This is a genomic window from Massilia sp. (genome assembly GCF_046293535.1).
Lineage (GTDB): Bacteria > Pseudomonadota > Gammaproteobacteria > Burkholderiales > Burkholderiaceae_D > Telluria.
In genome coordinates this window covers 98,682-120,493 of sequence record NZ_JBKBOV010000002.1, presented here as the reverse complement: position 1 = coordinate 120,493, position 21,812 = coordinate 98,682, and the positions used below count along the sequence as shown (strand labels likewise).

At 63.2% G+C, this 21,812-nt stretch carries 19 protein-coding genes; 9 read left to right on the top strand and 10 right to left on the bottom strand.

The genetic code is table 11. From position 1 onward, the window contains the following. Positions 1-18: 18 nt before the first annotated feature. Complete coding sequence (gene smpB / locus ACK4S9_RS01905; RefSeq protein WP_409720736.1) at positions 19-468, bottom strand: SsrA-binding protein SmpB; 450 nt, start codon at positions 466-468, stop codon at positions 19-21. Positions 469-576: 108 nt separating this feature from the next. Between smpB and ACK4S9_RS01900 the strand changes: the two genes are divergently transcribed. The 3 genes from ACK4S9_RS01900 to ACK4S9_RS01890 all read left to right on the top strand — a co-directional run bounded on the left by ACK4S9_RS01900 (position 577) and on the right by ACK4S9_RS01890 (position 2,646). Beyond that, complete coding sequence (locus ACK4S9_RS01900; RefSeq protein ID WP_409720734.1) at positions 577-1,008, top strand: type II toxin-antitoxin system RatA family toxin; 432 nt, start codon at positions 577-579, stop codon at positions 1,006-1,008. Next, a complete protein-coding gene (locus ACK4S9_RS01895) occupies positions 1,001-1,309 on the top strand; it encodes an RnfH family protein (protein ID WP_409720732.1) in 309 nt (102 codons plus the stop codon). Before ACK4S9_RS01900 ends, ACK4S9_RS01895 begins: the two co-directional genes overlap by 8 nt. Before the next feature lie 128 nt (positions 1,310-1,437). Then, on the top strand, positions 1,438-2,646 hold the full coding sequence (locus ACK4S9_RS01890; protein ID WP_409720730.1) for a diguanylate cyclase: 1,209 nt from the start codon (positions 1,438-1,440) through the stop codon (positions 2,644-2,646). A gap of 3 nt (positions 2,647-2,649) precedes the next feature. Here ACK4S9_RS01890 and ACK4S9_RS01885 read toward each other — a convergent pair whose 3' ends face one another. After that, positions 2,650-3,159 (bottom strand): DUF4124 domain-containing protein, encoded by a 510-nt coding sequence (locus tag ACK4S9_RS01885; RefSeq protein WP_409720728.1) that lies wholly within the window; start codon positions 3,157-3,159, stop codon positions 2,650-2,652. Positions 3,160-3,319: 160 nt separating this feature from the next. On the opposite strand from ACK4S9_RS01885, the gene guaB reads away from it, so the two are divergent. Together guaB and guaA are read left to right on the top strand one after the other, a co-directional pair. After that, the gene (gene guaB, locus ACK4S9_RS01880; RefSeq protein ID WP_409720726.1) at positions 3,320-4,780 is read left to right on the top strand and encodes an IMP dehydrogenase; all 1,461 of its coding nucleotides are present in this window, start codon (positions 3,320-3,322) and stop codon (positions 4,778-4,780) included. A gap of 72 nt (positions 4,781-4,852) precedes the next feature. Further along, positions 4,853-6,463, top strand: coding sequence for a glutamine-hydrolyzing GMP synthase (gene guaA, locus ACK4S9_RS01875; RefSeq protein WP_409720724.1), 1,611 nt, complete (start codon positions 4,853-4,855; stop codon positions 6,461-6,463). A 183-nt stretch (positions 6,464-6,646) separates the two neighbouring features. Here the strand turns inward: guaA and ACK4S9_RS01870 are convergent, their stop codons facing one another. Genes ACK4S9_RS01870 through ACK4S9_RS01860 form a run of 3 tightly spaced genes read right to left on the bottom strand, consistent with a single transcriptional unit; the run spans position 6,647 to position 9,211 of the window. Next, a complete protein-coding gene (locus ACK4S9_RS01870; protein WP_409720722.1) occupies positions 6,647-7,234 on the bottom strand; it encodes a TadE/TadG family type IV pilus assembly protein in 588 nt (195 codons plus the stop codon). A gap of 1 nt (position 7,235) precedes the next feature. Then, positions 7,236-7,742 carry a TadE/TadG family type IV pilus assembly protein gene (locus ACK4S9_RS01865; RefSeq protein WP_409720720.1) on the bottom strand — a complete coding sequence of 169 codons (507 nt, stop codon included), beginning with the start codon at positions 7,740-7,742 and terminating at the stop codon, positions 7,236-7,238. After that, complete coding sequence (locus tag ACK4S9_RS01860; RefSeq protein ID WP_409720718.1) at positions 7,739-9,211, bottom strand: TadE/TadG family type IV pilus assembly protein; 1,473 nt, start codon at positions 9,209-9,211, stop codon at positions 7,739-7,741. Before ACK4S9_RS01860 ends, ACK4S9_RS01865 begins: the two co-directional genes overlap by 4 nt. Positions 9,212-9,464: 253 nt before the next feature. Here ACK4S9_RS01860 and ACK4S9_RS01855 point away from each other — a divergent pair, with 253 nt between their 5' ends. From ACK4S9_RS01855 to ACK4S9_RS01840, 4 genes are all read left to right on the top strand, one after another. Further along, entirely contained in the window at positions 9,465-10,046 is a 582-nt protein-coding gene (locus tag ACK4S9_RS01855; RefSeq protein ID WP_409720716.1) for a hypothetical protein, read from the top strand. Between the two features lie 312 nt (positions 10,047-10,358). Next, on the top strand, positions 10,359-11,729 hold the full coding sequence (locus tag ACK4S9_RS01850) for a VWA domain-containing protein (protein WP_409720714.1): 1,371 nt from the start codon (positions 10,359-10,361) through the stop codon (positions 11,727-11,729). Between the two features lie 321 nt (positions 11,730-12,050). Further along, positions 12,051-13,763 carry a hypothetical protein gene (locus ACK4S9_RS01845; protein ID WP_409720712.1) on the top strand — a complete coding sequence of 571 codons (1,713 nt, stop codon included), beginning with the start codon at positions 12,051-12,053 and terminating at the stop codon, positions 13,761-13,763. A gap of 11 nt (positions 13,764-13,774) precedes the next feature. Further along, positions 13,775-14,491, top strand: a complete 717-nt coding sequence (locus tag ACK4S9_RS01840) for a hypothetical protein (protein WP_409720710.1) — start codon at positions 13,775-13,777, stop codon at positions 14,489-14,491. A gap of 129 nt (positions 14,492-14,620) precedes the next feature. Here the strand turns inward: ACK4S9_RS01840 and ACK4S9_RS01835 are convergent, their stop codons facing one another. The 5 genes from ACK4S9_RS01835 to ACK4S9_RS01815 form a co-directional block, all read right to left on the bottom strand. Next, complete coding sequence (locus ACK4S9_RS01835) at positions 14,621-16,327, bottom strand: LeoA/HP0731 family dynamin-like GTPase (protein ID WP_409720708.1); 1,707 nt, start codon at positions 16,325-16,327, stop codon at positions 14,621-14,623. Next, complete coding sequence (locus ACK4S9_RS01830; protein ID WP_409720706.1) at positions 16,327-18,489, bottom strand: hypothetical protein; 2,163 nt, start codon at positions 18,487-18,489, stop codon at positions 16,327-16,329. Before ACK4S9_RS01830 ends, ACK4S9_RS01835 begins: the two co-directional genes overlap by 1 nt. Positions 18,490-18,880: 391 nt before the next feature. Next, complete coding sequence (locus ACK4S9_RS01825) at positions 18,881-20,077, bottom strand: ankyrin repeat domain-containing protein (protein ID WP_409720704.1); 1,197 nt, start codon at positions 20,075-20,077, stop codon at positions 18,881-18,883. Positions 20,078-20,281: 204 nt separating this feature from the next. Next, on the bottom strand, positions 20,282-21,133 hold the full coding sequence (locus tag ACK4S9_RS01820; protein WP_409720702.1) for an SIR2 family NAD-dependent protein deacylase: 852 nt from the start codon (positions 21,131-21,133) through the stop codon (positions 20,282-20,284). A 90-nt stretch (positions 21,134-21,223) separates the two neighbouring features. Beyond that, positions 21,224-21,802: a DUF2779 domain-containing protein gene (locus ACK4S9_RS01815; RefSeq protein ID WP_409720966.1), complete on the bottom strand. Its 579-nt coding sequence runs from the start codon at positions 21,800-21,802 to the stop codon at positions 21,224-21,226. Positions 21,803-21,812: the final 10 nt, after the last annotated feature.

Genomic DNA, 21,812 nt, shown 5'->3' with positions numbered 1-21,812 from the left:
GCCGGCGGCGGGGGACGATCAGCGGCGGTGCGTCTTCATCGCCGCGGCGACTTCGCGCTTGGCGTCGCGGTCCTTCTCGGTGGCGCGCTTGTCGTGCTGCTTCTTGCCCTTGGCCAAGCCGATCTCGCACTTCACGCGGCCGCCCTTGAAGTGCAGGTTGAGCGGCACCAGCGTATAGCCGGCGCGCTCGACCTTGCCGACCAGTTTGTCCAGTTCGGCCCGGTGCAGCAGCAGCTTGCGCGTGCGCAATGCCTCGGGATGGCTGAAGGCGGATGCCGTGGTCAGCGCGCTGATGTGGGCGCCGAACAGGAACAGCTCGCCGTTGCGCACGACGACATAGGCCTCCTTGATCTGTACCTTGCCTTCGCGGATGGCCTTGACTTCCCACCCCTCGAGCACGATGCCGGCTTCATACCGGTCCTCGATGAAGTAGTCGAAGAAAGCTTTTTTATTGTCAACAATACTCATGAAATAGCGAAAATCCGCGTCTCGGTTAAACTACTGCTGTGGCGCAGGCAGTACACACTGCGTGGCGCAAAATGCAACTCGTCCAACATCATAACAAACGGTTGACCAATGGCAGTAGTGCACAAATCAGTTTTTCTCGGCTACAGCACCGAGCAGATGTTCGACCTGGTCGCCAAGGTCGAAGATTATCCGAAGTTCCTTCCCTGGTGCGGTGGCGTGAAAGTGATCGAGCGGAGCGAAGACAAGCTGGTGGCTAGCCTTCAAATCAATTTTCACGGTGTGAAGCAGAGCTTTACCACCTCGAACCACAACAACCGGCCCACACAAATGAAGATGCACCTGGTCGACGGTCCTTTCAAGATGCTGGAAGGCACCTGGACCTTCAAGCCGCTGCGCGCCGATGCCTGCAAAGTCGAGCTCGACATGCACTACGAGTTCTCGAGCATCATCCTGGAACAGATCATCGGCCCGGTGTTCGGCATGATCGCCAACACCATGGTCGATTCCTTCAGCAAGCGCGCCGAGGCCGTTTATGGGTGAGGAGTTGCAAATCTACGTGTGCTACGCCAGCGCGCGCGAGGAATTCCTGCGCCCCATGAAGGTCGCGCCCGGCACCACCATCGCCCAGGCCATCGAGATGAGCGGCGTGCTGGAAGCCTGCCCGGACATCAACCTGGCGACCCAGCCGGTGGGCATCTACGCCAAGAAAAAGACGCTCGACACGGTGCTGCGCGAACGCGACCGCATCGAGATCTACCGGCCCCTGGTGGCCGATCCCAAGGATTCGCGGCGCAAGCGCGCGGCCAAGAAGGCTACCGGAGCCACGCCCCCGGCCGCCTGAGCGAGGGGAGGGCGCGCAACATTGAGAATTTGCGTAGTTGTAAAATTCCGACCAAGCAAATTTTTAGGGGGCGCTTCAGGGTATGATAGAGCCCGCTTCGAAGCTCTCCTGCGCCGCCTGCCCCATTCATGCTGATTACCGTAAGCCTGCTCCTGGTCACCACCGCGATGTCGGCGGTCATGCTGCTCGTCCTGACCTCGCTGGCCGACAGCCGGGTGGCCGGCATCCGCGAATGGGCGCAGGCCAATGGCGTGGCGGTGCTCGCGCTGCTCCTGTTCGCGGCGCGCGGCCTGATTCCCGACCTGCTCAGCATCGAACTCGCCAACGCCTTGCTGCTCCTGACCGCCAGCCTGATGCTGGCCGGTTACCGGCGCTACCTCGGCCTGCCCGTGCCCTGGCGCCTGCTGGCGGGCGGGGCCGGCGCCGCGTTTGCCGGCGTGGTGTTCTTCCATTACGTCCACGAATCGCTGGCGCTGCGCGTGGTGGGGATGTCGGCTTTCCATGCGGCGATCTGTTTCGGCATCCATGCCAGCCTGCCCAAGGTCGCCGACGGCCGCCTGCGCTACCCGAATGCCTTCAGCCGCACCGCCGCCTTGCTGCTGGGGCTGGGTCATTCTTGCCGCGGCGCCTTCTATGTCTTCGATACCTACGAGCCGACCTCGCTGCTCGAGCCAGCCGTGGCCAACCTGGCCTTCTTTGCGATCGGCACCCTGGCCATGCCGGCCCTGAGCCTGGGGGCGGTGATGCTGGCCAATGCGCGCGTGCTCACCGAAACCGCCTATGCGGCCGAGCACGACCACCTCACCGGCGCGCCCTCGCGCCGCGCTTTTTTCGACATGGCCGAGCGCGAACTGGCGCGGGCGCGCCGCCATGGCAACGGGCTGGGCCTGCTGCTGGTGGATGCCGACCATTTCAAGCGCATCAACGATACCTATGGCCACGGCGTCGGCGACGAGGTCCTGCGCGACCTGGTGGCGCGCGCGCGCGAGGAAATCCGCAAGATCGACTATTTCGCCCGCCTCGGCGGCGAGGAGTTCGGGGTGCTGCTGCCGGACGCCTCGTTCGACACCACCCGGGCCGTCGCCGAACGCCTGCGCGCCGCCCTCGACCAGTCCGCACAAGGCCGAACGGCCGCGGCCGGTCCGGCCTATACGGTCAGCATCGGCCTGGCGATGCTGGAAAAGGGCGAGGATTTCGCCGCCCTGATGCGCCGCGCCGATGCGGCCCTGTACGCGGCCAAGGCTGGCGGGCGCAACCGGGTCGAGGTCGCGCCCAGGCTCACTCCCGAACCGGCGCCCCGGTCCGGCGGCGCCCGGGTGATCCGGCTGCGTTCTTGAAAATCATCGGCATTGCGCCAGCGCCTTGTCGGCGCGGGCCAGCTGGGCCGCCCTTTCTTCGTCCGTCATGAAGCTGCGTTCGCCCTTCGCATCGAACTTGGCGATGCGTACGCCTGAGGCGACCTGGGCGCGCATGGCGCGCGCGTCGCGGCAGTGCTGGGCCAGGTCGCGGCGGCGCTGAAGCTCCGCGGCATCCTTCCTGTCCTGTTCCTCGCGCAGCCTGGCGCGGGCACGGTAATCCTGTTCGCGTTGGGCCAGGCTTCTGGGGCCGGCGCTCGGTACCGGCGCCTCTGCAGTGGGCGCCGGCTCGGCAGCGGCCGGCTGGATCGCCGGCGCGGCCCGGCCCGGGGCCTTGAGGATCTTGTGCGGCGGCGTCGACGGCGGGGGCGGGCGGTCGGAGAAGTGGCGCACGCCGTTCGCGTCGATCCATGAATACTGGGCGTGCACCAGGCTGCTTATCAGCAGCAGGGTGCAGGCGGCGAGCAGGCGGGGGAGGCGGGACGGGGGCGACATAAAAATTTTCCATGGGTAACAAATGGATTTCGCCATGCTTCGCCGGCACTGTCAATCTCGGCTGTGCGATCGCGCGTTTTCCGAGGCAAATTCAGGCATGGCTGCGACAGTTTTTCGCCGTTTCTGTATAATTCACTTTTGCGCCTATAGGAAAATCGTTATGCGTCTCCTCCAAAAAGCACTCACCTTCGATGACGTGCTGCTCGTCCCGGCCTATTCCAACGTTCTTCCGGCCAACACTTCCCTTCGCACCAAACTGACCAGGAATATCACGCTGAATATCCCGCTGCTGTCGGCTGCGATGGATACCGTGACCGAAGCGCGTCTGGCGATTGCGATGGCTCAGGAGGGGGGCATCGGTATCATTCACAAGAACCTGCGCCCGGCGGACCAGGCGCGCGAGGTGACGCGTGTCAAGCGCTACGAATCCGGCGTGCTGCGCGACCCGATCACCATTCCTCCCACCATGAAGATCCGTGAAGTGCTGGCGCTGTCGCAACAGCATGGCATCAGCGGCTTCCCTGTGGTCGAGGGCAAGCAGGTGGTCGGCATCATCACCAACCGCGACCTGCGTTTCGAGGAAGACCTGGACGCCGAAGCGCGCGCCAAGATGACGCCGCGCGAAAAACTCGTCTACGTCAACGAAGACGCCGACACCGAGGAAGCCAAGCGCCTGATGAACAAGCACCGCCTCGAGCGCGTGCTGGTCGTCAACGAAGCCTTCGAGCTGCGCGGCCTCATCACCGTCAAGGACATCCAGAAGTCGCACGAGCATCCGCTGGCATCGAAAGATTCGCAGGGCAAGCTGCTGGTCGGCGCCGCCGTGGGCGTGGGCGCACGCGACGAGGAGCGCATCGAACTCCTGGTTGCCGCCGGCGTGGACGTGCTGGTGGTCGACACCGCCCACGGCCACTCGCAGGGCATCCTGGACCGCGTCAAGTGGATCAAGGACCGCTTCCCGCACGTGGACGTCATCGGCGGCAACATCGCCACCGCCGCCGCCGCCAAAGCGCTGGTGGAGTACGGCGCGGACGCGGTCAAGGTCGGCATCGGCCCCGGCTCGATCTGCACCACCCGCATCGTGGCCGGCGTCGGCGTGCCGCAGATCACCGCGATCTCGAACGTGGCCAAGGCGCTGGAAGGCACCGGCGTACCCTGCATCGCCGACGGCGGCATCCGCTTCTCGGGCGACATCTCCAAGGCGCTGGCCGCGGGCGCGCACACCGTCATGATGGGCAGCATGTTCGCCGGCACCGACGAAGCGCCGGGCGAAACGATCCTGTACCAGGGCCGCAGCTACAAATCCTACCGCGGCATGGGCAGCCTGGGCGCAATGGCCGAAGGCTCGGCCGACCGCTACTTCCAGGAAGCCTCGAGCAAGGCCGATAAATTCGTCCCCGAGGGCATCGAAGGCCGCGTCGCCTACAAAGGCAGCGTGCTGGCGATCATCTTCCAGCTCGTCGGCGGCGTGCGCCAGTCGATGGGCTACTGCGGCTGCTCGACCATCGAAGAACTGCGCGAGAAAGCCGAGTTCGTCGAGATCACCTCGGCCGGCATGCGCGAGTCGCACGTGCACGACGTGCAGATCACCAAGGAAGCGCCGAACTACCGTTCGGAATAAATCGTCCATGAAACGCGGCCCGAGGGCCGCGTTTTCGCATTACCCCATTCTTCTTCTATCGTTGCCCTCCACATGCATTCGAAAATCCTCATCCTCGACTTCGGTTCCCAGGTTACCCAGCTGATCGCGCGCCGCGTGCGCGATGCCGGCGTGTTCTCCGAAGTCTTCCCGTATGACGTCAGCGACGAGTTCGTGCGCAACTACGGCGCCTCCGGCATCATCCTCTCGGGCAGCCACAACTCCACGCTCGAAGGCGATTCGCCGCGCGCCCCGCAGGCCGTGTTCGAAGCCGGCGTACCGGTGCTCGGCATCTGCTACGGCATGCAGACCATGGCCGCCCAGCTCGGCGGCAAGGTCGAGAACGGCAAGCTGCGCGAGTTCGGCTACGCCGAGGTGCGCGCCCGCGGCCATACGGCCCTGCTGAACGGCATCAACGACTTCGTGACGAGCGAAGGCCACGGCATGCTGCGCGTCTGGATGAGCCACGGCGACAAGGTCCTCGACATGCCGCCGGGCTTCAAGCTGATGGGTTCCACCGACAGCTGCCCGATCGCCGCCATGGCCGACGAGGACCGCCGCTTCTACGCGCTGCAGTTCCACCCGGAAGTCACCCACACCACGCAAGGCGAAGCCATCATCGGCCGCTTCGTGCACGAGATCTGCGGCTGCAAGTCGGACTGGAACATGCCGGACTACATCGGCGAAGCGGTGCAGAAGATCCGCGAGCAGGTCGGCAGCGACGAAGTCATCCTGGGCCTGTCGGGCGGCGTCGACTCGAGCGTGGCCGCGGCCCTGATCCACCGCGCCATCGGCGACCAGCTGACCTGCGTGTTCGTCGACCACGGCCTCCTGCGCAAGGACGAGGGCAAGATGGTCATGGACATGTTCTCGAAAAACCTCGGCGTGAAGGTGCTGCGCATCGACGCCGAAGACCAGTTCATGGGCCACCTGGCCGGCGTCACCGATCCCGAGCAGAAGCGCAAGATCATTGGACGAGAGTTCGTCGAGGTGTTCCAGCAGGAAGCCGGCAAGCTGACCAACGCGAAGTGGCTGGCCCAGGGCACCATCTATCCGGACGTGATCGAGTCGGCCGGTAAGGGTAAGAAAGGCCAGACCATCAAGAGCCACCACAACGTGGGCGGCCTGCCGGAGACCCTGAATCTGAAACTGCTCGAGCCGCTGCGCGAGCTGTTCAAGGACGAAGTGCGCAAACTCGGCGTCGCGCTCGGCCTGCCGCACGACATGGTCTACCGTCACCCGTTCCCGGGTCCGGGCCTGGGCGTGCGCATTCTTGGCGAAGTCAAGAAGGAATACGCCGACCTGCTGCGCGAAGCGGACGCCATCTTCATCGAAGAGCTGCGCAATACGCCGTTCGAGTTGCCCGCAGTCGCTGGCATCGATCCGGGCAAGGCGCCGACCAACTGGTACGAGGCGACCAGCCAGGCGTTCGCCGTGTTCCTGCCGGTGAAATCGGTGGGGGTGATGGGCGATGGCCGCACCTACGAGTACGTGGTGGCGCTGCGCGCGGTGCAGACGCTGGACTTCATGACGGCGCAGTGGGCGCACCTGCCGCATGCGCTGCTGGGGAAGGTGTCGAACCGGATCATCAATGAGGTGCGCGGGCTGAACCGTGTCGTGTATGACATTTCGGGGAAGCCGCCGGCGACGATTGAGTGGGAATGATTCATAGCTCAGCAATGAGTTGTCAGAAGTAAGTCCAAGCCCCTGATTTCAGGGGCTTTTTTCTTGCAGATGCTGGCAGTGCCGCGCGGGCCGTACCGCAGGTGCCGAATCGGCGAAAGCCGAACTGCCCAGCCGACGGTGCGTTTACCGGTCATGTCAGACGTCTGCTAGCCGGCGACAACGTCAGGTGCACGGCAGGGAACCAGGAGTGGCACCGAGACTACCTGCGGGCACGATCGTCTCCGCGGATGGCAGCTTCATCCCGGAGAGATCAAGGAAGGGGAAAACCATTTGATAGCTTAGCCGCTCGCAATGGCCGTCCCCATCGATCGACGCGCAAACCCTGGCGCGCACGAAACGGATGCAGTTGTCGGCATGCGGGTTGGCCATGCAGTTCGACCGGTTGCCGGCAGGGCATGCCGGAAGAGTACTCATGTGCTTCAGGTCCCAGTCGGTTTTCGAAAGCCACAGGTAATCGATCTTGACGTGGTCCGAAGTGACGGGCTCCCCGAGCCCCAGCGGGCCACGTGAACTACGGAAGACGGCATCGGCTTGAACCTTCTCCAACTCGCTGCTGACCCTGTAGTCGACGTTTGCGGCGGCCGCAGCGGCGCGGCGGGTCACTTCTTGCAGCGTGTTGAGGAGATACTCCATGCGTGCCAGCTCGAGTGTGGCGAACACCAGCGTAAAGAAAACGATCGCGACCAGCGCGAATTCGACGGCTGCGGATCCCGCCTGCCTTGTTCGTCCCTTGGATGCGATCCGTTTCATGTCAGTTCCCCATGTAAGGCATTGACGGAATGGGGCCCATGGCCATCGAGGCAATTTTTTGGCCTGTGAGCGGGTTAATGAAAGGTAGGCTGATTTCTACGTCGAATCGGATCAAGGGGGTGGCATCGCTGCTGAAGGCCTGCGGCGTACAATCCCTCGCCTTCGGTGTCCTTCCTACCCGGTATAGGCATCCAATGGAGGGTTGCACGGACACTCCTTTCGGGACGACGCCGGCCAGCTCTTTCGCAACAATGTTTCTCGCTACGGTCAGGGCAGCAAACTCGCCATCCGGCCCTGGCGTCGTGAATTCCACCGTTGGCGCGGTCGAAAGATAGATCGCTGCGTCATGCGCGGCTTTGTACGCAGCCGAGTACTGACGAAAATAAAAAGCAAAAACAATGGATGGCAACGCAAAAAACAGCAAGAGGATAGGAAGCACGATCGCCGTCTCGACTGCGATCGCCCCCTCTTCGTACTGGCGTCCAGTCGCCCAGGGTTTTCTTCTCATCGGTAAAGCCTCACATTGCCGCCCGAGGCGGTTTCGTTGTCCATCCCGGCAAATTCCGCGTAGAGAGCGGATGAACTTGCGGGAACCGTCATGAAGAATTTCGCAATCCCGGCTACCTCTGCCGTTGTCTTGAGTTCCGTCGATACCGGGCAGCGCAGCAAAGGAATGCGAAGCACCCGGGTGTTGCGGTAGGGCTTGTACGGTGCCATTCCGCCGTTTGCGAGGTAAGGCGTGCTGGTGTAGGACTGTGGTTCGGGCTTCCCAGGATTGTAGAGCAGGCCCCAATCTGCCGCCGTAGCGCTGAAGGTGGCATAGCCTCCAGGGGGCTCTTTTCCCCCATATGCAAGGTAGGATGAATGCTTGGCTGCCTTCGCATACGACCACAAGGGCCCGTAGGCCTTCTTTGTCGCGCCCGTTGGATTTTCCGCTACCGTCAGTAGGGGTTCCGGATCTGCTAGTTGGTTAGCGGAGAGACCGTCCGGCTTCTCTTTCATCCACGTTACGCTGGCAAGATCGAAGCTCTTGGTACTTGGATCCGCCGGCGCCGTGGAAGGCACACATGAATTGCTGGACGTGCCATACGTACCGAACCGGGAGTTAAGAAAGACGTAGAGCTTGTCGATCGGGAAGCCCCGCTCGACAGTGACATCGCCCCCTTTCAAAGTAGGTATGGCCATCTTTCCCGTGCAAATAAATGGCGCGACCATGTCCATCCTGTTCATCATGCTCGTGCCGACCGTGCCGGGAGGCGCGACCGGATTCACAAGGAAATTTTCGGGTGACCGTCCGTTGGGGTTCAGCTTCATCAGGTCGTAAGAGATGCCTCTCCTGAAGCCATACTCCACGAGTTCTCCTGATGGAGGAGGGGGGGTGAGTACGCTCGTGTTCGAGTTCGCGCAGATTGCGAGCGGCAAGACGTCCAGCGAATCCCTGCCAGCAACGGCCGAGGCCGTTACGTCTGTCTCTGCCAAGCGTGATGACAGGATAGGCATCAGGAAGTTCTGGACTTTCCCAGGAGAGGAGTCGAGGACCGACGTGTCGACCCGGGCAAAAAAAATCTTCGAAGCGTTGGCCTTTGCTGTTTCTGCATTCATCCATTCGCCCGGGCCACAATCGGGTCGCGTGCAAAAAGTAAGTGCGGCGTTGGACCAGGAAATAACCCCGCTGTTGTCATATGAGAAGGTATTGGATACCGCAGCCAGTTCAGCCTCGTCGACCGCCTTGTCGATACCCTCATTGGTACCATTCAGGGCCGCGGCCGCGGCCAGAGCGCCTGCATCGACGACACTTTGCAGTTCCACTTTCCTGTTGTAGCTACGGCTAAGGTCGAGAGCCAGCCCGAACATCGCGACCATGACGATGATGACGATGGCAGTCATGATGGCGATGGCGCCGTCTTCCGATCGCTTCCGTCGTAAGCTGCGCCGCCGTTCAACAGCGAAGGTGCGCGCTACTGTTTCGATGACCACAGATCGATCCTCCTGCTAACTCAAGCATTTGGCAAGGCAAATGTTGCAGATAGGAATCGTAGAAGCTTAGGAGGAAGACACGTTGAGAAGCCGCAACTGATGTAGCCGGCTGCTGTGAGCGATTGTAAGGGCCAATCTGTAGATGTTGATTGTCCCCAAACTACTGCCACTCCGAAATTGCTGCCTAGACATATTTACTTCAGAGTGGAAGTGCCTCACAGGCAAACGGAGGCTGACCAATGAAGGAGCTCGTATGTCGATCATCGACGAGAAGACCAGGCGATTCGCTGCGAACAGCATATTCCCATCGTTCTTCTATGCGCTACTCGGATTGGTACTCGGCCAAGCGGGAGCGGTGCAAATGCATGGTTCCTGGGAGTTTCACGTCATCCTCGGCATGCCCGGACTTACCCTGTCAGGACTCCTGTTATGTCGAGCGAGAATGCATTGGACCGCAGCCGGCGCCGACAGGACGTCAGGTCACGCCAGTACCTTCGGTTGGTATTTGCTGCTGCCCGCCGTCGGCGCCTGCATCGGCATGCTGAGTTTTTCAGGTTCAGTATTGCTCCTTGGTATAGTTGCCGCCCTAACGTATCTGGTTCCCTGGGTAAAGATTCCGGTGTGCCGTACCCGATTTGTCGTGTCGTCGGTTGCCATCCTCGGCGGCGCCCTCGCAGCGGTGGGAGTCTTCGGCCGATCGCTCACCCCCCTTCACCTCCTGGTCACCGCGTGGGCGCTGTTCGTTCCACCAATGTTTCTGCAACTCCTCGTCATGGCGTCACTCGGTCGCGAATACCGCATCGGCGAGCCTCGCTTGGCCAACGAGCCGATCTGAATGTGCATGCCTCACTTCCCTGAGTCGTGAGGGTGCCGTGCCACATGTACCAACGAGGTCCGCTCAAGGTTGCGCCACGTAAAAGATAACTCGCCCAGGACCGGCGATTGGGCATAGCGCTACCTCGACGCCAACGACTAGAAAAACCCAACAAGACATCGCCATGGCATCCAGAAAACCCGAACCGTTCCGGCCTTGCCTGGTCGACCAGCCGCAGGCAGTGGCGCAGCCTGGAAGGAGGGATATGTCCGGCTGGGGCTTGTCGAGCTATCATTGCAAGCATCGGACCAGGACCGGCAGGAGAGAAGGCATATGCAACAACTTTCGAGAGGCGCGCGGGTAAGCCTTGCCCAGGATGTGTCGCGGAGGGAGCTTCAGCTCAGCCTGGCGGGCCAGGGTTTGACACTCGACTATGCCTGCTTTGCCATCGACGCCGCCGGCAAACTGGTCGATGACCGGTACATGACCTTCTTCAACCAGCCTTCGACGCCTTGCGGTGGCGTCGGTTTGAGGAGACAGGGAAGCGCGGTCGACGGTTTTGTCTTTCGCCTTGCCGTGCTGCCGCCGAAGGTCGAGCGTGTCGTCATCACGGCCAGTATCGACGGAGGCGGCGCCATGTCGCAGCTGGCACAAGGTCACCTAGGCTTGCATGGGGCGGATGGCGAATTCGCGCGCTTCGCCTTCACCGGCCAGGATTTTGCGCAGGAACAGGCAGTCATGCTCGGCGAGTTCTATCGCAAGGATGGGGGCTGGCGCTTCATGGCGGTCGGGCAAGGATTCAATGGCGGATTGCCCGCGCTGGTACGGCATTTCGGCGCCGACGTCGCGCAGGATCCCGCGCCTGCCACCCCTGTGGCCCAAGGACAGGCGGCACAGGCTGCGCCTCCACCTTCAAGCATCAGCCTGGAAAAGCGCGTCGAAGCCAAGGCACCGCAGTTGGTCAGCCTGGTGAAGTCGGCGGGAGTGTCGCTGGCCAAGGTCGGGCTGCAGGGGCATCGTGCCAGGGTCTGCCTGGTGCTCGACATTTCAGGATCGATGAGCAGCCTTTATCGCAAAGGCCTGGTGCAGCGTTTCGCCGAACGCATCCTGGCGCTGGGGTGCCGCTTCGATAATGATGGCGACATCGATGTTTTCCTGTTCGGCAGGAACGTCCATCGGACCGAGCCGATGGGGCTTTCGAACTGGACCGGTTATGTCGCAAAGATCATCGAGCGGCATCCGCTCGAAGGCGATACCCGCTACGGCGCCGCCATGGCGGCGGTACGCCGGCATTATTTTCCGGATACGGCCGGTGGCGAGCGCAAGACGATGCATGCGGCGGCGCTCCCGGTCTACGTCATGTTCGTGACCGACGGCGGCACTTCCGATCAAGCCATGACCGAACGCCAGCTGCGCTGGTCGAGCCGCGAACCGATCTTCTGGCAGTTCATGGGAATCGGGAAGGGGAGGAAGTCCAAAGCGAAGCGCTTGTCCGATTTCGCCGATTCCGACTTCCCTTTCCTGGAAAAGCTCGACGACCTCGGCGGGCGCCTGATCGACAACGCCGACTTCTTTTCGGTATCGAGTCCGGACGAACACACCGATTCCGCACTGTACGACCTGTTGATGACGGAATACCCTGGATGGGTAGGGCAGGCGCGCCAGCATGGGTTGCTGCTCCAGGAGCCGAACCGGCCGAGCTAGCGCTTGCCCGCAGCGTACCGGCATGACAATCTGGTCTTTTCACCACCAGTCGTGGTGTCGGATTGTGCCGAGCTGATGAACGGCGCGAGAGCGCTTTGCCGCAGGTCCAAGCTCGCTGCCGCAGGACACAGCGCCCGGCGCCGAGCAGCAGGTCGCTCGGCCGCCGCATCGCAAGCCGATGACTGACCGCCCAGATGGCTACGCCGGCGCCATTTCGGACAGGTGCCGGCGTCTCCCCAATCACAATCATCGCCGCGCGATGGACTGCGAGCAGCGTGCGTGCGTGGTCCGGTCCAGCGGGAATCGCGACGTCAGGCGACAGTGGACGTCGCAGCCATTGACTGGCAGGTAGGCGGGCAATGTGCTTTGATGTATTATTATTTCCTTATTGCAATGACTGTGAGCAACTCGATGGTATCCCCGGAAGAATACTGGCAACACAACGACCTCATCAACGCGCAGATCTTTCGGCAGGGACCCGCATTGTTCGACGCAGTCAAGCAGGCTGTCCTCGACAAGGCTACCGTGCCCGTCGGTGTCTATGACGCGGCAGCCCATCGGGCCAACCAGTCCACTCTCCTCGCCACCATCGACAACGTATGCTCCCATGGCCAGTGGCGGCCGGAGATCGACGCCGCAGGCTTCTGGGAGCTGGCGTGGGCGCGGATCGCTTACCAGGGCACCCGCGCCGACAAGGCGTCGAAGGAAATCGATCTGATGCCCAAGCAGATCCCGCTGTTTGCGGACTTTCGCGCCTATGACCGAGACGCGTATCAGTTCGACAAGCACGAATGGATGCGCTTCTCTCAACACTGGAAGCGCCGCTTTGCGTGGTTCAAGCTGGTGCGTCGTCATCGTGCCCGGCTGGCCGCGGAAATCGGAACTCCAGACATTGATTTGCTGACCAGCATGGCTTTGGACGCGTCCCTGAAGGAGATGGGTGCCGTCCTGTGGGGAGAGGGCGCCGAGGACTGGCTGGCCTTGACCCGGCGGTGGGCCGACAGCCGCGCCAAGTTCACCGATTGGCTTTCGTTTGCAAAGGCCCAGAACGAACTGTGGGAGCAGAGTCTTGCCCTGTTCGCTCATCCCCGATCCGAAGCGCTCGCGATCATGACCAAGAGCGGACCTTACGAGGGCATCAGCTTTTCGGCGCATCACGAAAAGATGGTGAAGTACCTGGCGGTCGCGGATTTTCTGAAGAACTTCCAGGGCAGGCATGTGCTTGAGTACTATACCGGAGCCGACTATGCGCATATCCCTGAGCATCAGAGCGGGGAGCCCTACCGGCTCGAGCGCACCCGCTTCCAACAGGTGCACGGGCGCTTTGCAAGGCATTTCGGGCAGATCACTTCGCTGCATCTGATGATGGACCTCGGGTTCAAGACCGTGAAGCCGGACCGTGTCCTGACCTATCTCTTCTCCCAGTTGGGATGGTTGATCACCTTGCCTGCCGATGCCTCGCAGAAGCAGGTACTCGAGGTGTATACGGATAGCGCGGTGGTGAGCGAGGTGCTTTACCGTGCCGATGTGCTCGCCGCCGCGATCGCGCCTCACGTTTGCGTGCCGTCCGTCCACCGTCTGCTCGACATCTGGTTCGTCAAGTTCGGACAGGAACCCGAAGAGCAATTCGGCATCACCATCCGGCTCGAAGGCGAGGACGGCGCGGGACTCAAGGAGATCTATGAAGCAGTGAAAGAGCGTCTCGGCGACCAGAACGTTCCAACGGAGGTCGAGGCGGCGTCTTTCGCGCGCCGCTGGCCGGCAGCGGAGATCTGGACGGCACGGGTGCGCACCGTGAGGGAAGGAGAGCCGGCCAAGCACAGGCAACCGGCGAGTGGGACCGCGCCTGCGCCGACAAAGAGGATCAGCCGGGAAGCGGCCGAAAAGATCTTTGTGACGACCTGGCGCGCGGACCTGTCTGCCGTTCCGCGCCGTTATCCGGACCGCATCGACAACGGGCCGAAGGAAGCCATCATTCGTCTGATCGAGCGCGGAGCGGATCCGGCCACGGCGTTTTCCGCGTACATGAACTGAAGGGGATGGGTGTGAACGATCGACTCGATGTGCGTTATCGCGACGTGCAATGGCTAGCGTGGAACCGGGGCTTCGAACCGGCGCAGCAGTTGGCCCTGTGCGCGTCGCAGCTCGAGATGCTGCGCAGTAGCCTCGGGGCGAAATGGCCCCTGCTCGATAAGCCGAGGGTGCGGCATGCCGGCCTGGCCGAAGCCAAGTTCCTTGCCAAGCACCTGATTCGTGTGGCCAGCGAGTCGGTGGATTTCTATGCCACTGTCGACTTCATCACCAATGACGCATACGATCGGCTCGACGACATGCGTCGCGCGAGCGGAGACCGTTCGCTGATCGGGCACCTGAAAAACTGGGACAAGCTGACTCACGAACATATGGTGCCGGGCACCGCGGTCCTGCATGCGCTATGCGGGCTGAAGCCGGACGAGCCGGTCCTGCCGGCGCTGGACGCCCTGAGCTTTCGCGCGCTCGTTTCCGGGAGCAAGCGCAAAAATGCCGGCCGGAGCGCGACCGATGCCTACCTGCTGGACGTCGAATATGGGCTGAAGAGCAAGCTTCCGTCTGCCCTGCCGGCCAGGCTGCGCGAGCAGGGTCTGCATGAGTGGAGCCAGGTGCCTTACCGTTACTGGCCCTTGGCGCGCTATGAAGCAGCCGGCTTGCTTGCGGCGCTGATCCCGGTGACGGAGCGCGCCCGCACCCTGCTGGACGGGTACGATAGGGTGCTGTTGGACTGAGGTGACACCGCCCGGGTTGACCGCCCGCCTGTTCGCGCCCAGGTGGGCGTCCCGGCTGCGGGCGATGCCGCCGCGCTTGCGGACCAGGACGCTCCGGCTTGCATGAGCCTTCGATCCCGGGCTGCCCTGTCAGGCCGCGACGTCGGTGAACTCCACGCGGATGGCCTCGCCGGACTGGCGCCAGGCTTGAAACTGCCGGCGCTGTGCCTCGCGCTCGCGGACGCTATGGGCGACGTCCCGGACGCTCGCCTCGAGTTCCTGATAGTCGGGGAAGAACTTGGCAACGAATTCATCGCTGTTGATGAGCCCGAGCAGCTCCTCGCGCTGCTGCTCGAAATTCTTCACCATGTCGGCGATCGCTTTGGCGAACGCTTCGCGCCGCTGCGCCTGTGCCCAGCTATCCCACGCTTCGATCGCCAGGCCCAGCACCGACAGCACGCCGTTGATGCCCTTTGCCATATTCACGGCGCCCCAAGGTTTGAATTTCAACATCTTGCCGAGGTCGACCCCGATCCACTTGGCAGCGGTGACGACCCCGTCACGCGTGGCAAGCACCGTCGAGCTGTTGACCAGCTTGCTGCTCAGGACGAAATCCAGTCCCTGTTTGCCGTACTGGCGCACGTTGGCGTTGAAGTGATTGAGTTCCGATTCGAAGCCGACCCGCATCTTTTGTACTTCCAGCGTCACGGTACTGATGCGGCGCTCGAACTCGTTCTGCAGTCGGGTGGCGATCACCACGCCGGCCGCGCCGACTTCGCGCTCGAAGAACTCGCCGAAGGTTTCCAGGTTGACGCCGTGCGCTTGAAGGATCAGGTCCGAGAAGTAGCTGGTGACAAACTGGCGGAGACTGATCCGTACGTCCGACACCGCGCCCGCGGTCATGGTGAGCTGCTTCTGCATGCGCACGTTGATGGTCGCGAGCTTGGCGACTTCAGCGGCGATCTTTTCGTCGTTGGCAACGGCGACCGGCAGTTGCTTGTCGAGGACGTCGCGAATGACGCTCTTCTTGGCTTCGCCGATGACGGCGGCCAGGCCGCCGTTCATCGTCACCTTGTCGGCGGTGGCTTTCTGCAGCGTGTCGATACGTGACAGGCTACGGAATTTTTCCAGGTTCTGGAGCCAGTGCTCGGTGCCCATGTCGAAGGGGTTGGCGGCAACCGCGACGATGGCAAGCGAGGCCGCTTCCTCCGGATTCAGGCCGATCAATTCCTGCAGGCGGCCGATGACGTTGCGGCGCTTGATCTCCAGGCCCTCGGCATATTCGCGATCGTCTTCGACATCGGCGACTTCGTCGAAGCGACTCAGGACGAACACGGTGCGCGGCAGCAGGTCGAGGGTCCGGAACAGCCAGTGCAGATCGTCCTGGTGGCTGGCCTTGATCGGATTGGCCGATCCCATCACGTACAGGACCAGGTGCGCTTCGCTCACGTACTTGCGCGTGATGTCCTTGTATTTCTCGATCGCGTTGATGTCCGCGTTAAATTTCTCCTTGAAGCCAAACAGGCCTGGCGTGTCGATCAGCTCGAAATCGGCGCCGACTTGGTACACCTTGACCTCGTTAGAGGACTCCTGATGACTGATGTTCATGGTCGAGCGGTCGAGTTGTTCCAGCCAGGCCGCTGCGATCGACGTTTTCCCTTCCGAGAAGCCGCCGATCAGCGCGACATTGAGTTTTTCGCCGGTGGCGCTGTCGATGCTGGCAACGAGCTTCTCCTTGAGTTTCGGGTCGATCTCGATGCCGATCGCTTCCCCCTGCAGAAGAAATTCGCGCAGCTTGCTCAGGATGCCAATGGCACCGGATTGCTGCGACTTGAATGCGTCGAGGGTTTTTTCCATTATTTTGCTCCTGTTTTTTCGATCGTCTTGATGATGGTCTTCAGCTGTTTCTGCGCACTGCCGAGGATGGTGTCGATCTGCCGCACCTGTTCGGCCGGCACCTGCACGGCCACCTTCAGGGCATCGACTTTCGGCTCCAGCTGAGGCCAGCCCGCCGCCAGTCCCTTGCGCACCGCTTCGCGCAGCGAATCTTCGATGCGGCCGAGATTCTCGTTGGTCGCCTTGCGCTGCTGCGACATGCGGTAGCTGGAGCTGAAGGCCCCCCACACCGCCTTGGCCAGGCCGACGATCGCCGTCACGGCGCCGACCGCGAGGAGGGCCCATCCCGCCGGATTCCAGATCATCATCGCCGCGCCCGCCACTGCGCCGACGAGGCCCGGGATATTGATGCCATTGTCGATCTTGATCTTCAGCTCGAAGCGCTCGCCGAGGCCGCCCATGTCGATGTTCCCATAGGCTTCGAGCAGTTCGCTGGCATGTTCCTTGAAGCGATCGATCACGTCGGCGATCTGCGACTGGAATTTTTCGAGCGCGGACTGCATCAGCTTCGGCAGCTCTTTCCCCAGATTCTCCTGGCCCTCGCGCAGGTAGCGTTCGAGCGCCTGCTTGAAGTCGTCGTTGCCGATGTCCTTCTCGATCTGCGCGTAGATCCGTTCGCGGGTCGAGGTGACGAAGCGGTCGACGGCTTCTTCGCCCATGGCCTGGGCGCGCGACTTGAGCGCGTTCATGGCCAGGTCGACCTGTTTTTCGGCATCGAGCGCGTCGTCGTGGAGGCGCTTTGCCAGTGGCTTGAAGGTCTCCTGGCGCATCGCCGTCAGCTTGTCGTCGACCGTCACCACCACCTGGCGCGCCTTGTTGAAGTTGGAGCGGACGATCTTCGCTTCGCCGTTGCTGACCAGCTCTGAAGCGACCTTGGTGCGGAAAGCGCTCGCGCCCGAGCGCTCCAGCAAGGCCTCCAGAGGGAAGGCGTCGAGGAACTTGGCCCGGCTCTTGGCCTTGGTCGAGCCCGGAACCAGGCACTCGGCCACGCCCAGGAAGGCAGGGTGGGCACTGATCGCCAGGTGGCCGCAGTAGTGTTCGCCGAGCGCCTCTTGCATCGTGGCGTCGAGTGCGGCCAGGCTGTCCTGCTCGTCCTTGCTTACCAGGACGTTCTTCGCCAGCACCGCCGGATTGGTCGCGCGCTTGTTGTAGATGGTCCAGACTTCGCTTTGTGCGCCGAGGTGCGACTTGATCTTCTCGAGCGTGCCCATGCGTCCGTCATCGCCTTTTTGCGGAGCGGATGCGGTTGCCGTGACATAGAAAACCGCATGCGCGGCCTCGACGGCGTGCGAGATCTCGTCGTTGACCTGCCGTTCCGATCCTTCGATGCCGGGAACGTCGAGCAGCGCGAAGCGTTGTCCATCCACGGTGAATTCGTAACGTCCGGTTATCCGGGTATTGTCGGAGCGGCCGTCGCCGATGATTTCGCCGTCTGCATGCCGCTCCAGTTGCTTGAGCTGGCCTTCGGATCGCGCCAGTGCATCTTCCGCCGCGGCGGCATGCAGTTGCGCTTCGGCGTAGGCCTGTTTTGCCGAAGCAGCCGCCCCTGCAGCCTGCACCTCGTCGTCGTTGACGGCCTGTTCGAGTGCACGTGCGTGCTTCTGTGCCGGCAGCTGCTTGAACAGGTAAATGAAGCGTTGCCAGAACGGCGCCGCCGCCTTGATCTGAGCGACTTGCTGGCCGAGCGCCTCGATCTGGGCACGCAGCTGCTCACTGCGCTGGCGGGCAGTTGCAAGGACTTCGTCGTATTTCGCCTGTAGCTCGTCGGCCTGCAGCTTGCACTGTTCGACCCGGTCCCGCATCGCCGCGATGCCTTCTTCGGTCAGGTTGAACTCGGACTGCAAGCGCTTGAATTGCTGCCTGTTCGAGCGTCGTCCCTCCTCGTCGAGCATGATGCGCAACATTTCGATGATCGTCGACTTGCCGGCATTGGTTTCGCCATAAAAGGCGATCTCGAAGACTTCCCAGCGGGTGTTTTTTTGCAGCGAAGCGATATCGGCGCCGAGTTCGCGTGCAAGCTTGTCGAAAACGTCCCGTGCGTTGCTGATTGCCTCGGAAACGTTGCGGTCGCTCGAACCATGTTTGAGACCGCGGAGGATGGCGTCGACTTCGGCCGACACCATGGCATAAATATGTTGTGGGGAGCTGAGGTCCAAAAATGCGCCTTTCCGGAGGAAGCTATATTGACGTGATGCTCGACCTGCTTATCGAACGAATGCTGTCAGCGTATGGATCAATGCCCTTGCGCCCTGGGTGACGCAATCGTCGGGACGAATGCTTTTGCGCCCAACACGGCGGTGGCAAATATTGTTGAATTTTAATTTTAAATACCCATAGGTAATCTCTCCAAATATTTCAAGATTGTTATATTCCGTTTGATTTCTTCCATTTTTCCTGCCCATTGCGTGATGTGCGCACAGCGCCGCCGGACCAGGACGAGGTAGTCCGCGAGCTCGAACGCGTGCAGGAAGCAGAACGTGCCGCCCAGGTGCAGGTGTACCGCCAAGCCGTCGCTCATGCGGCGCCGGCCAGGCTCCGCAGCAGTGCGGCGTCCTCCGGAGCGAGGCCTTCGCGGCCGGCGGCTGCAGCGATCACGCGTCTTGCATGGAACTCCCCGTCCAAGGCGGCAGCGATGAGCGCGCGGTCCGGAGGTACTCCCTGCCGGAGCAGGAAGGCGAGCATGTCGGCGCGCTGCTCGACCAGGTCGGACTCGTCCGAATAAAGATCGTAGGGCCGCGACACCAGCGCGGCGTGCAGGGCTGGCCTGCTTGCCGCCCCCAGGTCGGCCCCGGCGGCAAGCAGGATCTCGACGGTGCCGATGTCGAGCGAGGCGACCGCGGCAAGCAGGGCGGCGTTACCGTGGGCATGAAGCTCCGCGCCATGCGCCAGCAGCCAGGCGAGCGCCTCTGCCGCCATGCTCCTGGCGGCCGCCGCCAGGGCGCGGGCGCCGTCGCGGCGGATGTCGGCGCCTTGTGCCAGCAGGAAGTCGAGCATGTCGGTGTTGTCGGCGGCGGCCGCCGCCGGCAGCGCCGCCGCCAGCATGTCGGCGCGCGCCAGGCCGCCATCCAGCAACTGCAGCAGGATGCGCTGGTAGTCGGCGTTGCTGCGCTCGGGCGTCAGGTGACCCGGTTCGGGCAGGAAGCGCCCGTGCACGCCCTGGGCGGGCGTCAGGATCGCCGCATGGTCGCTGGCGCCCGGATCGGCGCCATGCCGGAGCGCCAGCGCCACCCCCTCGGGGTCGGCGTGGCGGCAGGCCATTTCCAGGTAGCGGTTCCAGAACGCGGCGCGCCAGTCGCTCGCCCGCGTGCCGTCGTGGCCGAAGGTTTCGCGCAGGCCGGCCAGGCGGCCGGCGATGAAGGCGCCCAGCCAGGGATCGGCTGTGGACACGGGCAAGGCCGGGCCGTTGTCCCCGACGGCGGCGGCGACCGCGACCGGCCAGGGGGCGTCGAGTTCGTCGATCTGCTCCTTGAGCAGGCCGACGGCGAGCCGGAAGTCGAAATCGAAGGCGGAGCCGCATGCCAGCACGGCGGCCAGCTTGAGGCAGGGCGCAAGGGTGCTGGCGCCCAGAAAGGACAGCATGGCGTCTTCGTAGCGGGGGACGTTGTTGCAGGGCGCCATCCTGCTCCGCTCGAGCAGGTCGTGCCATTGGCTACGGATGTCGTCGAGGGTGTTGCAGTGTTCTAGAGCTAAGTACCAGCGGAGATCGGGCATGATGTCGAAGTGCTGAAGAAACTCGCCCGCAGGCGCTGCGGGCGATTGGTCCGATAATGCAACAGGATAGGCGCGTGGCGCGACAACGGCTGTCGCGGCAAGAGCGGCAGTCGCCGCCGCGCCTGGCGGCGCAGGCGCTCAGGCCGCCGTTCCCATGAATGTATCTGCGCTGCCGCGAAAAATCGCGCACAGGAGCACCTTCGTTCAGCGCGCGCCGCCGGAAAGCACGGCGTCGATCGCCGCCAGGCATGCCAGCGCCCCGCCGGCCAGGGCGACGCCAGGCAGGTTGCCGATCTGCGCTTCGCGCGGATTGATCCGGAGCAGGGAGCCGCCGTGCTGCAGCACCACCCGGTGGGAAAAGTGCCGCACGGTAGGGATGTTCATGCCGGCCCCGATCTCGATCACCAGCGGACGGCGTACGCCGTCGAGCCAGCTGCGGCAACGCTGCGCCTGCTGTTCGCGCAGCGTGTCGTTCCAGGCCCAGTCGTCGAACATGAGGACGTTCGGGCGCGCGATGCCGCCACAATAGGGACAGGCGGGCAGGGGGCCGAGCAGCGCGCAGCGGACTTCGTCGAACACCGGTTCCAGGCCGGTCGCCGGCCATAGCGCGGGCGAACAGGGACCCAGGCACTGCAGCCGGTGGATCGAACCATGGCACTCGTCGATACGCTGCGGGCTGAAGCCGGCGCGCTGGAAATGGCCGTCGACGTTGCTGGTAAAGACGAAACTGCCGTGCGGGGTCGATTCGCCCCAGCGCCGCAGGATGGCGAAGCCGGCATGCGGGGCGGTACGGCGGTACAGCGCCAGCCTGTGGCCGTAGAAACCCCAGGCGCGGCGCGGGTTTTCGTGGAAGGCCGTGGGCGAAGCGATGTCCATGAAGGCGGTGCCGTCGGCGGCCAGGCTCGGATAGGCTTTCCAGAAGCCTGCATTGCCGCGAAAATCGGGCAGGCCGGAGTCGACGCCGATGCCGGCGCCGGCGGCGATGACGATCGCATCGGCGGCGGCGACCAGCGCGGCGGCGCGCGCGATCGCGTCGGGGGACGGTAGGGTGTTCATCTGCTTCCTTTCACGACAGCGGTCCGCACGGCGTCGTGCGGCTGGCGTCATGATAGGGCGCCGCTGCGACAAGCCGCGCCGCAGGTCCGCCTAGTCCGGTTCCGCCGGTTCGGCCTTCACGCTGGCGAGCCAGGCGAGGAACTCCGGCACCGTCTGCGCTTCGCCCGCGTGCGCATCCGACTCCAGGATGCGCCGCACCAGCTCGGGGTTCTGCAGGATGCGTTCCCCGACCCCATCCGGGGCGGGCGGCGCGGCGCCGCGGAAGAATTCCCACAGGCGCAGCATCGCCAGGGTGTCGAGCCGGCAGTACTCCAGCAACTGTTCGGCGAGCTGGCGCTCGCGCGCCGCTTCGGTGCCGGGCGCAATCGCTTCCAGGTCGACCACGCGCGCCTTGAGCGACAAGAGTGGCGCGGCCGGTTCGGGGAAGCGCTGCGCCAGGTCGGCGATGCGGGCGGTCTCGAAGCCGGCGTTGTAGACGAACACCGGTCCCTGGCCGGTACAGGCGCCGGCCAGGGCTTCGGGGAAGGCGCGCGACGGATCCTCGCCCGACAGGTCGAGGAAGGCGTGGTGCAGGGCGGCGCCGTCGGCGTCGACCCGGAGTGCGCTGAACTGGAACGGGATCATCTGGAACGGACGGGTGCCTTGCCAGGCCGGGACGGCGAAGGCGATGGTGGTGCCC